Source organism: Rhizobium croatiense (assembly GCF_019793465.1).
Lineage (GTDB): Bacteria > Pseudomonadota > Alphaproteobacteria > Rhizobiales > Rhizobiaceae > Rhizobium > Rhizobium croatiense.
On record NZ_JAILYJ010000025.1, the window covers coordinates 31,034 to 45,126 of the forward strand.

General features: G+C 62.6%; 12 protein-coding genes. 10 read left to right on the plus strand and 2 right to left on the minus strand.

The genetic code is table 11. The features are described from left to right. Nucleotides 1–304: 304 nt before the first annotated feature. A complete protein-coding gene (locus tag K6M89_RS28485; RefSeq protein ID WP_222141755.1) occupies nt 305–1,504 on the plus strand; it encodes a regulator in 1,200 nt (399 codons plus the stop codon). Nucleotides 1,505–1,576: 72 nt separating this feature from the next. Here K6M89_RS28485 and ppk2 read toward each other — a convergent pair whose 3' ends face one another. Next, the gene (gene ppk2, locus K6M89_RS28490) at nt 1,577–2,458 is read right to left on the minus strand and encodes a polyphosphate kinase 2 (protein WP_222141756.1); all 882 of its coding nucleotides are present in this window, start codon (nt 2,456–2,458) and stop codon (nt 1,577–1,579) included. Nucleotides 2,459–2,701: 243 nt separating this feature from the next. On the opposite strand from ppk2, the gene phoR reads away from it, so the two are divergent. From phoR to phoB, 7 genes are all read left to right on the plus strand, one after another. Further along, the gene (gene phoR / locus K6M89_RS28495) at nt 2,702–3,922 is read left to right on the plus strand and encodes a phosphate regulon sensor histidine kinase PhoR (RefSeq protein ID WP_222141757.1); all 1,221 of its coding nucleotides are present in this window, start codon (nt 2,702–2,704) and stop codon (nt 3,920–3,922) included. Nucleotides 3,923–4,250: 328 nt separating this feature from the next. Beyond that, complete coding sequence (locus K6M89_RS28500; protein ID WP_222141758.1) at nt 4,251–5,285, plus strand: substrate-binding domain-containing protein; 1,035 nt, start codon at nt 4,251–4,253, stop codon at nt 5,283–5,285. Between the two features lie 167 nt (nt 5,286–5,452). After that, on the plus strand, nt 5,453–6,934 hold the full coding sequence (gene pstC, locus K6M89_RS28505; protein WP_222141759.1) for a phosphate ABC transporter permease subunit PstC: 1,482 nt from the start codon (nt 5,453–5,455) through the stop codon (nt 6,932–6,934). After that, a complete protein-coding gene (gene pstA, locus K6M89_RS28510; RefSeq protein WP_097579628.1) occupies nt 6,931–8,250 on the plus strand; it encodes a phosphate ABC transporter permease PstA in 1,320 nt (439 codons plus the stop codon). Before pstC ends, pstA begins: the two co-directional genes overlap by 4 nt. Nucleotides 8,251–8,263: 13 nt before the next feature. Beyond that, nucleotides 8,264–9,079: a phosphate ABC transporter ATP-binding protein PstB gene (gene pstB / locus K6M89_RS28515; RefSeq protein ID WP_222141760.1), complete on the plus strand. Its 816-nt coding sequence runs from the start codon at nt 8,264–8,266 to the stop codon at nt 9,077–9,079. Nucleotides 9,080–9,123: 44 nt separating this feature from the next. Then, nucleotides 9,124–9,837, plus strand: coding sequence for a phosphate signaling complex protein PhoU (gene phoU / locus K6M89_RS28520; RefSeq protein WP_222141761.1), 714 nt, complete (start codon nt 9,124–9,126; stop codon nt 9,835–9,837). A gap of 135 nt (nt 9,838–9,972) precedes the next feature. Next, nucleotides 9,973–10,656 carry a phosphate regulon transcriptional regulator PhoB gene (gene phoB, locus K6M89_RS28525; RefSeq protein ID WP_004672768.1) on the plus strand — a complete coding sequence of 228 codons (684 nt, stop codon included), beginning with the start codon at nt 9,973–9,975 and terminating at the stop codon, nt 10,654–10,656. Nucleotides 10,657–10,897: 241 nt separating this feature from the next. Here phoB and K6M89_RS28530 read toward each other — a convergent pair whose 3' ends face one another. Then, complete coding sequence (locus K6M89_RS28530) at nt 10,898–11,431, minus strand: GcrA family cell cycle regulator (protein ID WP_222141762.1); 534 nt, start codon at nt 11,429–11,431, stop codon at nt 10,898–10,900. A gap of 423 nt (nt 11,432–11,854) precedes the next feature. On the opposite strand from K6M89_RS28530, the gene K6M89_RS28535 reads away from it, so the two are divergent. After that, a complete protein-coding gene (locus K6M89_RS28535) occupies nt 11,855–13,054 on the plus strand; it encodes an aspartate aminotransferase family protein (RefSeq protein ID WP_222141769.1) in 1,200 nt (399 codons plus the stop codon). 37 nt (nt 13,055–13,091) lie between these two features. Continuing rightward, nucleotides 13,092–14,006 carry an ornithine carbamoyltransferase gene (gene argF / locus K6M89_RS28540; protein WP_039617741.1) on the plus strand — a complete coding sequence of 305 codons (915 nt, stop codon included), beginning with the start codon at nt 13,092–13,094 and terminating at the stop codon, nt 14,004–14,006. Nucleotides 14,007–14,093: the final 87 nt, after the last annotated feature.

Sequence of the window (14,093 nt, forward strand, 5' to 3'; positions counted from 1 at the left end):
GTCGATTTCCGCCCGATATATCAGGCCCGCAGAACGGATAATGCACGTCGCCCGGAAGTGTGCAGCGGTTCCGGGACAACGACATGCATAAAAACAAGGAACTAAAGCGCGTGGCATGAATCAAATTTGATGCGACGCGCTTTAGTGAAGGGCCGCACGTCCGTGAAAGCTGGCGAATATCGCCTAAGATCAACGGCGGGCGGGCCTGCAAGGCTTGCGGTTTGCCGCACTTGCCGCTACCGAATTTTGATGGAGAACGGCGGGGATTGCGGTCCGAGGCCGGATTCAAGGTGAAGGACGTGACGTGAGCGGATTAGAAACGGCCATCAGAACAGCGCTCGAAAATGCCGATCGCGACAATCCGGAAGTTCGAGCGAGGATCTACCAGTCGGCCCGCCAGGCGCTGGAAGCCGGCCTGCGCAAGCAGGATATTACCGATGCTGACGCCGTCGCCCATCACCGCCACCGCCTGGAAAGCACCATTCACGCCATCGAAGGCGAGGAGCGCGACCGGCTCCACCCTCGCCAACGGCCGCCCGAGGTGCCGGTGCCGCCGGTCGTCGAAATGCCGGCGCCGCCGGTTCATCGCGGCGACGTGACCGATATCGGCAGCCTGATCGACAGTCCGGTGGCCGCGGGCGAGGCCCGCTCTCCCGAGGTGGTCATGCACCGCAGCGACGAGTCGAGCCTCGACAACGTCCGCGCCGGCAATGCCGATCATCTCGCGGCCGCCCCGGCCGGCGAGGAGCGGCTGACGCGCGGCGAGCGTGCGACCAGCATGGATTTCCGCCCGGAGCGGGCGGCGGGCCGCCGCAAGCCGCGCAAGTTCTTTTCGCGGCTCCTCGTCTGGTGCGTGCTCTTTGCCTTCATCGGCATCGGCGCCTGGTGGGCCTATACCTCGGGCCTGCTGTTGACGGCGGCCGAGCGCGACACCAGCGTCGCCAATCCGCCGGCGAGCACCCAGCCGGAGGATTTCACCGGCAATGACGACAGCGCCGGCGATGGCGCCACCCACACCGATCAGCCGGTGACCATCGATCCGCAGAACAGTTTTTCGGCCGACTGGATCCCGGTGTTCAAGCCTGAGGAGGCCGATAAGATCAAGAGCGGCCCGCGGGCCCGCACCGAAAACATCACCGAGAATGACGGTCCCGCCGTGCGCCTGATTTCCGAAAGCGGCGCGGCTGACGGCAATATCTCTGTCAGCGTTCCGGCCTCGGTGCTGCAGCAGCTTGCCGGCAAATCCTCGACCATCGCGCTGACGCTGCAATCGACCACCGACGAGCCGACGCAGGTGACGGTCGAATGCAATTTCCAATCGCTCGGCAATTGCGCCCGCCATCGCTTCACCGTCACCCGCGAAAAGTCGGATGCGCTGCTGCAGGTGAAGTTCGACCGCTCGCTCGCCCCGAATTCGCCGGGCACGCTGACGATCAACAGCGATCTCGACGGCAAGGCGCGCGGCATCAACCTCTTCGCCATCCGCATCCTGCCGGGGCAGTGACCGGCTTTTTACAGCGCCGCGTCGGAAAAGCGCGGCGCTGTCCGGCAATTATGCAGCCGGGCGGCGGACGACCTATTTCAGGAAGCCGGGGCCGGAGCCGATGATCTCCTCGTCGACCTCGCCGATCGCCGCCTTGTCCTTGCCCTCATAGTCCATCCTGTTCAGCATGTGACGGATGAGCTGCAGACGCGCACGCCGCTTGTCATTGGCGCGGATGACGGTCCATGGCGCGAAATCCGTATGGGTTTCCTTCAGCATCCGATCGCGTTTTTCGCTGTAATCGCCCCATTTCGTCAGCGCCGCGATGTCCATCGACGACAGCTTCCAGACCTTCAGCGGATCGTGCCTTCGGTCATGGAACCGCTTGATCTGCATCTCCCGGCCGATATCGAGGTAGAATTTGAAGAAGAAGATGCCCTCATGGGCGATGATCTTTTCGAGCTGCGGCGCCTGTTTGAGGAAGCCTTCATATTGCTGCGGCGTGCAGAAGCCCATGACCGGCTCGACGCCGGCGCGATTGTACCAGGAGCGGTCGAACAGCACGAACTCGCCCGATGTCGGGAACTGCGCGACATAGCGCTGGAAATACCATTGCCCCTGTTCGCGTTCGGTCGGCTTGGTCAGTGCGACGACGCGGGCAAGGCGCGGGTTCATATGCGCCGAGGAGGCCGAGATCGCGCCGCCCTTGCCGGCCGCGTCCCGCCCCTCGAACAGCGCCATCACCCGTTTGCCTGATGCCTGCAGCCAGAACTGCATCTTGACGAGTTCCACCTGCAGCTTTTCCAGCTGTTCAAGATAGTCCTCTTCATTGAGTTTCTTCCTGTAGGGAAATGCGCCGGATTCCAGCGCATGTTCCTCCACCCAGTCCGGCAGAACCGGATCATCGACGTCGAAGACGCGCTTCTTGCCGCGGATATCCAGTTCCACGGCCCTGCTTTCGACATCCTCGCCCATATGCTCCTCCTGCGCTGGTGGCCATCTTGCCGCAGGCGAACATATTTGCCATTGAAAATCAAATCTTTCGCGGGCCGCCGGCAATATTTCTCAAGGCTTGGGCTGCGGTCTTTCGCTTCGGGCGCGCCAGCCGAAAACTTCTGTCATGAATTGCCGCTATCAGGCAGAGTTCCAATATAAAGAAAAACGAATCGACGCCGCGAGGCCCACTTGCCAGACGAAATCCCGTGGAGAAAAAGCCTGTTGGCGCGCATCCGGCGCGAACGGCCGGTGCTGCTTGCCGCCATCCTCAGCGCCTTGATTGCTCTTGCCGCCGGCATGAACAAGTGGGGCGTGCTCGTGCTCCTGCTCGTCATGATCTTTACCGCGCTGTTCAACGAGGCGCCGGTGCTCAAGGTGGAGCCGGCCGAGCCGGAGGAGACGGAGCCGGAAGCGCCGCCGAGCCGCCTGCCTGACATTTCCGCCACGCTTGCCGGCCTCGATATTCCCGTCATGGTGCTGTCGGAAGACGCCTCGGTGCTCTTCCAGAACCGCGCCGCCGAAAAGGCCTTCGGCGAAGTGGCGCTCGGCGCTCATATATCGGCCCGGCTGCGCTCGCCCGGCGTGCTCGACATGGTGCGCGAAACCATCGCCACCAATGCGCCGAACCAGATCGAGCATTCCGAGCGGCTGCCATCCGAGCGCGTCTATATCGTCCGCAGCGCGCCCGTCGAATTCAAGGCCGACGGCCAGAGCGAGCGGTTTTTCATCCTCTCCTTCCGCGATATATCGGAGGTTCGCCGCATCGACCGCATGCGCTCGGATTTCGTCGCCAATGCCAGCCACGAGCTGCGCACGCCGCTCGCCTCGCTGCGCGGCTTCATCGAAACCATTCAGGGGCCGGCGAAGAACGATCAGAAGGCGCAGGCGCAGTTCCTGGGCATCATGTTCGATCAGACGACACGCATGAGCCGGCTGGTCGACGACCTCTTGTCGCTCTCGCGGCTGGAGCTGAAATCGCATATCGCCCCGGATGAGAAGGTCGACCTGGTGCCGCTGCTCGGCCATGTCCGCGACTCGCTGGTGCCGCTGGCCAGAGACGTCGGCGTCGATATCAACCTGCATCTGCCCGACGGCAAGGTCGAGGTGCTGGGAGATCGCGACGAGCTCGTCCAGGTCTTCGAGAACCTGATGGAAAATGCCTGCAAATACGGCCAGGAAGGCAAGGTCGTCGACGTCCGGCTGAAGAATGGCGCCGGCAGGCCCGTCGAGGTCAGCATCATCGACAAAGGGCCGGGCATCCCGGCCGAGCACGTGCCGCGTCTGACGGAACGCTTCTACCGCGTCAGCATCGAGGACAGCCGCTCGAAAAAAGGCACCGGCCTCGGCCTCGCCATCGTCAAACACATCCTCACCCGCCACCGGGCGCGGCTGATCGTCAAATCCGAAGTCGGCAAGGGCACAGATTTTACCGTGCGGTTCTGATGGGGACGTGCCATACGAGACAGCTGAGTTAAGTCCCCTCTCCCAGTAAAACGGGGGAGGGTTAGGGCCTCCAATTTTAGATGCGCCCGCAGTTTCTGCAACGAGAGGTAGATTGAAGGGTCCGACTTTGCCGGTTCTCGACATTCGTTCCTCGGTGCTTTTGAGAATTACGCCTACTTTCAATAACTTAGTCTGTCACAAATGTTTCACGGATTTGACATAAAAGGACGGGGCTTACAGCGCTAAGAGAGTCCCGCCGATGAAAAAAGGCATGCGAGGGCCTCTCTAGAGGCCGCACTCACACAAGCCCAATACCCGGGAGATTCTAATGAACACCTTCAAGCTCACCGTTGCCGCGCTCGCCGCAACCGCAGCTTTCGCTGGCGCTGCCGTCGCCCGTGACCAGATCCAGATTGCTGGTTCGTCCACCGTCCTGCCTTACGCAAAGATCGTTGCCGAGTCCTTCGGCGAGACCTTCACCAACTTCAAGACCCCGGTCGTCGAATCCGGCGGTACGGGCGCTGGTCTGAAGGAATTCTGCAAGGGCGTCGGCGAAGACACGATCGACATTGCCAACGCTTCGCGTCCTATCAACAAGAACGAAGCCGAAGCCTGCAAGGCTGCCGGCGTGACCGACATCCAGGAAGTCAAGATCGGTTATGACGGCATCGTCTTCGCGACCGACTCTTCCAACCCCGATGTCGCCTACGTTCCCGCCGACATCTACAAGGCCCTCGCAGCCCAGGTCGTCGTCGACGGCAAGCTCGTCGCCAACCCCTACAAGAAGTGGTCGGAAGTCAACCCGAAGCTCCCGGCTGTTGACATCGCCGCCTACATCCCGGGCGAAAAGCACGGCACCCGCGAAGTCTTCGAACAGAACGTTCTCGCCGCCGGCTGCAAGGCTTCGGGCGCAACCGACGTCATCGCCAAGGAAATCTCCGACAAGGCTGCCCAGGGCAAGGCTTGCGTCGCAGTCCGCAAGGACGGCGCTGCAGTCGACATCGACGGCGACTATCCGGAAACCCTGGCACGCATCGCCGCCAACAAGACCGGCGTCGGCGTATTCGGCCTTTCCTTCTATGAAAACAACGCCGACAAGCTCAAGGTCGCAACCGTGAACGGCATCGTTCCGTCCACCGAAACGATCGCCAACGGCACCTATCCGGTTTCCCGCCCGCTGTTCTTCTACGTCAAGAAGGCACATCTCGGCGCCGTTCCGGGCCTGAAGGAATACGTCAACTTCTTCGTATCCGACCAGATGATCGGCCCCGAAGGCCCGCTGGCTGAATACGGCCTCGTTGCCGCTCCGGATGCCGAGCGCGAAGCGATCCGCAAGGCTGTCGAAGCCGGCAAGTCCATGTAATAACTTTGCCGGCGCGGTGCTCTCTGAGCCCGCGCCGGCATTGCTTTATGCCCCTGCGCGCCGGCATGTCCGGTGCAGGGTTGAATTCCTTCTCCATGATTGGAAGCCGAAGGCAGGCTGATGAAGCCGCCGGCTTTTTGGGGGCCATGGGCCTGGGGACGTAACGAATGAGCACATCCGTCATACTTCTGTGCCTTGCGGTGATCGGCGCCGCCGCCTATCTGGTCGCGCGCAGCCGTGCCTCAGCACTTGCCGGGGGCAGATCCTCCGCACTGCATTCACGGCCGGCCTATTACGGCGCCTATGCGGCGATCTGGGCCGTTCTTCCTGCCCTCATCGTTCTCTGCGTCTGGCTCTCCGTCAGCCCCGGCATCATCCAGTCTTCCGTTCGCGGTGCTTTTCCTGACGAGGTCAAGGCCCAGGCCACAGTCGAGCAGGATCTGAGCTATTCGATGGTAGCGACGGTCGCCCGCGGCCTGACGATGCTGACTTCGGATGAAATCGCGGCGGTCGCAAACGATCCGGCGGCGCTGCAGGCCAAGCTCAGCGAGAAAGGCGTGCCGCTCGCCGGCCAGCCGCAGCCTTACATGGTCACTGCCGCCAAGACGCTCAACGCCATGAGTCTGACGAGCCGCATGGCCATGACCGCGATCGTCTTCGTTCTGGCCGTCGCCGGCGCCTTATACGCGCTGCGCTCCATCGCGCCCCGCTTCCGCGCCCGCAACCGCGTCGAGCGCGTCATGCTCTGGGCGCTGCTGCTCGCCTCCTCGATCGCCATCCTGACAACGATCGGCATCGTCTTGTCGATGCTGTCGGAGGCCACGCGCTTCTTTGCCGCCGTTCCCGCCGGCGAGTTCTTCTTCGGCACCGTCTGGGATCCGCGCTTTGCCGGCGCCGGCAGCTCGTCCTTCGGCCAGTTCGGCCTGATCCCGCTGCTGCTCGGCACGCTCTATATCGGCCTGGTCGCCATGCTGGTCGCCGTGCCGGTCGGGCTCTTCGCCGCCATCTACATGGCCGAATACGCCTCGCCGAAGGTGCGCGGCGTCGCCAAGCCGCTTCTTGAGGTGCTGGCCGGCATTCCGACGATCGTCTACGGCTTCTTCGCGCTCGTCACCGTCGGTCCGTTCCTGCGCGATTTCTCCGCTCAGATCAGCGGCCTGCTCTCCGGCAACTATGCGAGCTTCATCCAGGCGCAGAGCGTTCTGACGGCCGGTATCGTCATGGGCATCATGCTGATCCCCTACGTGTCCTCGCTGTCGGATGACATCATCACCGCCGTGCCGCGGGCTCTGCGTGACGGTTCGCTCGGTCTCGGTGCCACCCGCTCCGAAACCATCAAGAAGGTGGTCTTGCCGGCAGCCCTTCCGGGCATCGTCGGCGCACTGCTGATGACGGCCTCGCGCGCCATCGGCGAAACCATGATCGTCGTGCTGGCCGCCGGTGTCGCCGCCCGCATCCAGATCAATCCTTTCGAGCCGATGACGACGGTGACCGTCAAGATCGTCAACCAGCTCACAGGCGACCTTGAGTTCACCTCGCCGCAGACGCTGGTTGCCTTCGCCCTCGGCATCACCCTGTTCTGCATCACGCTTTGCCTCAATATCTACGCGCTCTACATCGTGCGCAAATACCGGGAGCAGTACGAATGACGGATATTGTTTCTCCCACCGCCGGCACCGTTTCCAAGGCGCCAGCGCGCCGCGATATCGGCATCAAGCGCCGCTACGCCGCCGAGCGCCGGTTCCAGGCCTATGGCATCGCCGCCATCACCTTCGGTCTCGTCTTCCTGTTCATCCTGCTATGGACGGTGATCGGCAAAGGCTACACTGCCTTCCAGCAGACGGCGATCACCCTGCCGATCGAATTCTCCGAGAAGACGATCGATCCTGATAACAAGCGTGCGAGCGATCCTTCGGTGCTGGTCGCCGCCAATTACCCGGTTCTGCTGCGCGACGCGATCGTCAAGCAGCTGAACATCAATGCTTCGAGCAAGCCTGACGTGCGCGAGGCGACCGCCATGCTCTCCAAGAGCGCGCCGATCCAGCTGCGCGATATGGTCGTCGCCGACCCCTCGCTCATCGGCAAGACGGTCAATGTCTCGCTGCTCGCCGACGCCAATATCGACAGCGCCAACAAGGGCCAGATCGATCTCTCCGTCGATGAGAAGAACCGCAAGGTCAACGACAAGCAGGTGACCTGGATGAACCAGCTGAAGGCGAGCGGCGCTCTTCAGAAAGAGTTCAACACCGGCCTGTTCGTCAACGGCAACTCCAGCCGTCCGGAAGCTGCCGGCCTCGGCGTCGCCCTCATCGGCTCGCTCTACCTGATGCTGATCGTGCTGGCGCTGTCCCTGCCGATCGGCGTTGCCGCCTCGATCTATCTCGAGGAGTTCGCGCCGAAGAACAAGCTGACGGACCTGATCGAGGTCAACATCAACAACCTCGCCGCCGTTCCCTCGATCGTCTACGGTCTGCTCGGCCTTTCCGTCTTCATCAACTTCATCGGCCTGCCGCGTTCAGCCTCGCTGGTCGGCGGCCTGGTGCTGACGCTGATGACCCTGCCGACGATCATCATCGCCACCCGCGCAGCACTGCGCGCCGTGCCGCCGTCGATCCGCGCCGCAGCGCTCGGTCTCGGCGCCTCGAAGATGCAGATGGTGTTCCACCACGTCCTGCCGCTTGCCATGCCCGGCATCCTGACAGGCACGATCATCGGCCTGGCGCATGCGCTCGGCGAAACCGCGCCGCTGCTCCTGATCGGCATGGTCGCCTTCGTCGCCAACGCGCCGGCCACGCCGCTCGAGCCCTCGACGGCCCTGCCGGTGCAGGTCTATATGTGGGCGAACGAGGCCGAACGTGCCTTCGTTGAGCGTACTTCGGGTGCCATCATCGTCCTGCTCCTGTTCCTGATCGTCATGAACATGGGCGCCATCCTCTTGCGTCGTCGCTTCGAGCGCCGCTGGTAAACGGAGTTACATCATGAACATGTTGACGGAAGCTGCAGTTGAAAAGGCGCTGGATCAGAAAATGAGCAACGTCCCGTATAAGATGATCGGCCAGGATGTCTCGGTTTACTACGGCGAGAAGCGCGCGCTTTTCGATGTGAACCTGAACATCCGCGAAAACACCGTAACCGCGCTGATCGGCCCTTCGGGCTGCGGCAAGTCGACCTTCCTGCGAAGCCTCAACCGAATGAACGACACTATCGAGGGCTGCCGCTTCGCCGGCAAGATCACCCTCGACGGCGACGATATCTATGATCCTGACATCGATGTCGTCGAACTGCGCGCCCGCGTCGGCATGGTTTTCCAGAAGCCGAACCCGTTCCCGAAGACGATCTATGAAAACGTCTCGTACGGCCCGCGCATCCATGGCCTGGCCAAGTCGAAGGCCGATCTCGACCAGATCGTCGAGGTGAGCCTGCAGCGCGCCGGCCTCTGGAACGAGGTCAAGGACCGCGTGCACGAGTCCGGCACCGGCCTCTCCGGCGGCCAGCAGCAGCGCCTGTGCATTGCCCGTGCCGTCGCCGTCAGCCCTGAGGTCATCCTGATGGACGAGCCCTGCTCGGCGCTCGACCCGATCGCCACCGCCAAGGTCGAGGAGCTGATCCACGAGCTGCGGGAGAACTACACGATCGTCATCGTCACCCACTCGATGCAGCAGGCGGCGCGCGTGTCGCAGCGCACCGCCATGTTCCACCTCGGCAACCTCGTCGAGGAGAACGACACCGACAAGATGTTCACCAATCCGGACGATCCGCGCACCCAGGACTACATCATGGGTCGCTTCGGCTGATTGCGGCCATCCGAAGCCTTCCCGTTATTCGAGGACAAAGCCCCATGGCATCGACACATATTTATTCTGCCTATGATGATGATCTGAAGTTCCTCTCCAGGCGGATTTCCGAAATGGGCGGCCTGGCCGAGCAGATGGTCGCCGAATCCGTTCGGGCGCTGGTCAACGGCGACACGGCGCTGGCGCAGAAGGTCATTTCCGACGATGTGATCCTCGATCACGCCGAACGCGAAATCGGCGACAAGGCGATCGTCACCATCGCCCGTCGTCAGCCGATGGCCTCGGACCTGCGCGAAATCATGGGTTCGATCCGCATCGCCGCCGATCTCGAACGCGTCGGCGACCTCGGCAAGAACACCGCCAAGCGCGTCATCGCCGTGCAGAGCACCGGCGTTCCGCGCAAGCTCGCCCGCGGTCTCGAGCACCTGTCCGAACTGGCACTCGTCCAGCTCAAGGAAGTGCTCGACGTCTATACGACGCGCGCCGCCGACAAGGCGACCGCCATCCGCGAACGCGACAACGAGATCGACGCGATGTACACCTCGCTGTTCCGCGAACTCCTGACCTATATGATGGAAGATCCGCGCAACATCACGAGCTGCACGCATCTTCTCTTCTGCGCCAAGAACATCGAGCGCATCGGCGATCACGCCACCAATATCGCCGAGACGATCTACTACATGGCAACCGGCGCCCAGCCGGAGGGCGACCGTCCGAAGGACGACAGCGCCAACACCGTCGGTGCCGCCACGGAATAACCGTGCCGGACCAGCTCATTGCGTGCGCGCCCGCCCGGGCGCGCAAAGAGGTCGCAGCCAATTTCTGATTTTGCGCGGGATCCCTTGCTTAAATCACCCCCGGTTTAAGGATCGTGCGCGAGGAGACGGACACGCATGATCCCGAGAGTTGCAGTTGTTGAAGACGAAGAAGCCCTCAGCGTGCTTCTCCGCTATAATCTCGAAGCGGAAGGCTTCGAAGTCGATACCATCCTGCGCGGCGACGAGGCCGAAATCAGGCTTCAGGAACGAACGCCCGATCTTCTCATCCTCGACTGGATGCTGCCCGGCGTCTCCGGCATCGAACTCTGCCGGCGCCTGCGCATGCGGCCGGAAACCGAACGGCTGCCGATCATCATGCTGACGGCGCGCGGCGAGGAGAGCGAACGTGTCCGCGGGCTGTCCACCGGTGCCGACGATTACGTCGTCAAGCCGTTCTCGACCCCCGAACTCGTTGCCCGCGTCAAGGCCATGCTGCGCCGCGCCCGCCCGGAGGTGCTGTCCTCGGTGCTGAAATGCGGCGATATCGAGCTCGACCGCGAAACCCACCGCGTCCATCGCAAGAGCCGCGAAGTCCGCCTCGGCCCGACCGAATTCCGCCTCTTGGAATTCCTGATGTCGTCGCCGGGCCGCGTCTTTTCCCGCTCGCAATTGCTCGACGGCGTCTGGGGCCACGATATCTATGTCGACGAACGCACTGTCGACGTCCATGTCGGCCGCCTGCGCAAGGCGCTGAACTTCTCCAACATGCAGGACGTCATCCGCACGGTCCGCGGCGCCGGCTATTCGATGGAAGCCTGAGCGGGTTTCTATTTTTTGTGCCGGTGTCCGCCCCCTCACCCTAACCCTGTCCCCGTAAACTGGGCGAGGGGACGTGCCCTGCTAGAGGCCAGCGAGGGACGGAGACGTTGCGGCACTTCCCCTTCGCCCCGCTTACGGGGAGAAGGTGGCGGCCGGATGAGGGGCAGCTACACCCAATCCACTCGCATAACAAAACGGGCCACTCGGCCCGTTTTCGCATTTTCCAGCAATGGTTGTCCGCTCAGCTGACCCGCGCTGCCGCCCGGCGCCGTTCATTGATCGGCTGATAGGCAAGCTTCTGGTGATAGCTGCAATAGGGCGAATTGTCCGGGGACTCGCAGCCGCAGAAGTGGAAGTCGTCCTTGAGCGGATCGCCGACCGGCCATTTGCAGGTGCGTTCGGTCAGTTCCGTCAGGCCGAGGCGGCGGGAAATCGGGACGACCACATTGCCCTTCGGAACATATTCCATTTCCTCGACGGCATCGATCTCGATCTCTTCCTTCAGCATCGTTGCGCCCTGCTGGCGGGTCACGGTGCGGGTGGTGATCCGGGAGGCGTAGTTCGGCGCGCGCGGCGCCGATGTCTGGCGCTTCGGCGTGCGCGCCGCGGTGGCTGTGCCGCCGGCCTTGGCGCGGCCCGGCAGGCTCAGCCGGTGCACTTTGCCGATAACGGCGTTTCGGCTCACGCCGCCAAGTTGTGCCGCGATCTGGCTGGCGCTCAGCCCTTCGGACCACAGCTTCTTGAGTTTCTCGACCCGCTCGTCTGTCCAGTTCATGCCCTGTCTCCACCTTTTGCGTTGGTGATGGCAGAATCCCTCACCGTTGTCCCGGAAGCCTCCGAAACAAGAAACGCTTGATCAATTTTGGTGACTAGTTCCGCCGCATGCAGTCTAGTAATTGAACTTTAACCTAGTGTGAGGCTGACTCCGTGACAAGAGTCGCGGGAATCCGGATGAATCGAATTCGTAGTTTTCCCCAACTTGCTGCCCCTGCGTGTCATTTCTGCAATAATGCCTGTTGAAGGCTATAATGCCGCTGTACAAGCTTGCTGCATCCGCTAAGGGCGCAGTTTTGTTGACATTGCAGCGCGAAAAGGAAATAGTACCGATCGCCGCCGAAAGGCGGCATTTTTGATTTTTCGGGCCTGGTTTTCTTAGCCGGAGTCCGTGTTTGACAACAATGATCGGGAGACCCGCGCCATGGCCGAAGCCGCGCCGCTTTATGACACCTATTCTCGTGCCCCGCTGCGGTTCGAGCGAGGCGAGGGCGTATGGCTGATCACCGAAGGCGGCGAGCGTTATCTCGATTTCGGCGCCGGCGTCGCCGTCACCTCAGTCGGCCACGGCAATCCGCATGTGGTCGCCGCCTTGAAGGAGCAGGCCGACAAGGTCTGGCACCTCTCCAACATCTATGAGATCCCCGGCCAGGAGCGCCTGGCCAAACGGCTGACGGATGCGACCTTTGCCGACAAGGTGTTCTTCACCAATTCCGGTGCCGAGGCGCTCGAATGCGCGATCAAGACGGCGCGCCGCTATCAGTTTTCCAAGGGCCACCCCGAGCGCTTCCATATCATCACTTTTGAAGGCGCCTTCCATGGGCGCACGCTTGCGACGATCGCCGCCGGCGGCCAGGAGAAATATCTCGAAGGCTTCGGCCCCAAGACGCCAGGTTTCGATCAGGTGCCGTTCGGCGACATCGAAGCGGTGCGCGCTGCCATCACCGATGCCACGGCGGCAATCCTCATCGAACCGGTGCAGGGCGAGGGCGGCGTGCGTCCCGCCACGGCTGAGTTCATGAAGGCGTTGCGCCAGATCTGCGACGAGAAAGGCCTGCTGCTGATCCTCGACGAGGTCCAGACCGGGGTTGGCCGCACCGGCAAGCTCTTCGCCCATGAATGGTCGGGCATCACGCCCGACATCATGGCTGTCGCCAAGGGCATCGGCGGCGGCTTCCCGCTCGGCGCCTGCCTTGCCACATCAGAGGCCGCCTCCGGCATGAAGGCCGGCACCCATGGTTCGACCTATGGCGGCAATCCGCTGGCCATGGCCGTCGGCAGCGCCGTGCTCGATGTCATTCTCGCCGACGGCTTCCTGGAACATGTGCGCGACGTCGCGCTGGTCTTCCGTCAGGGGCTGGCCTCGCTGGAGGACCGTTATCCCGATGTGATCGAGGATGTGAGGGGCGAGGGCCTGCTGCTCGGCGTCAAGGCGGCCGTCCCCTCGGCCGAACTGCTGCAGGCGATCCGCGCCGCGCATCTGCTCGGCGTGCCGGCCGGCGACAACGTCATCCGCCTTCTTCCGCCGCTCGTCGTCACCGCCGAGGAAGCCCGCGAGGGTCTCGCCCGCCTCGAGCGCGCCGCCGAGAGCATCCGCGCCTCCAAGGTCAAGAAGACGGCTTGAAGGGATTGCCGCCTTCGGGCGCACGACAGGTAAGAACATGGCTCCTAAACACTTCCTCGATCTTTCGGCCGTCACATCGGCCGACCTCAGAACCATCATGAACGATGCGCTTTCCCGCAAGCAGGCCTTCAAGGCCGGCCAGGGCGACAAGCCGCTCGCCGGCAAGATGCTGGCGATGATCTTCGAGAAGCCGTCGACGCGCACCCGCGTCTCCTTCGACGTCGGCATGCGCCAGCTCGGCGGCGAAACGCTGTTTCTGTCCGGCACCGAAATGCAGCTCGGCCGCGCCGAGACGATCGGCGACACCGCCAAGGTGCTGTCGCGTTATGTCGATGCGATCATGATCCGCACCACCGAGCACTCGCGCCTGCTGGAGCTTGCCGAGCATGCGACCGTGCCTGTCATCAATGCGCTGACGGATGATACCCATCCCTGCCAGATCATGGCCGACATCATGACCTTCGAAGAGCATCGCGGCCCGATCAAGGGCAAGACCATCGCCTGGACCGGCGACGGCAACAATGTGCTGCATTCGCTGGTCGAGGGGGCCGCGCGTTTCGGCTACCGCATGAACATGGCCGTACCCCTTGGTTCGGAGCCCAAGGATCACTATCTGAACTGGGCCCGCAATGAGGGCGCCGAAATCATGCTCTGCCATGATGCCGACCGTGCGGTCGAAGGCGTCGATTGTGTGGTGACCGATACCTGGGTCTCCATGAATCAGGAACATCGGGCCCGGGGTCACAACGTCTTTCAGCCTTATCAGGTCAATGCGGCCTTGATGGCCAAGGCCGGCAGCGATGCATTGTTCATGCATTGCCTGCCTGCCCATCGCGGCGAGGAAGTGACGGATGAGGTGATCGACGGCCCGCAATCCGTGGTCTTCGATGAAGCGGAAAACCGTCTTCACGCGCAGAAGTCGATTCTTGCTTGGTGCCTGGGCGCGATCTGAACCATAATCGGACGCCGCGCGCGAACAACGCGCGGCCGCGCGAGCGAAGGGCACCCTTGCTCATCGCTTGAAAACTAGGAGTGAAAG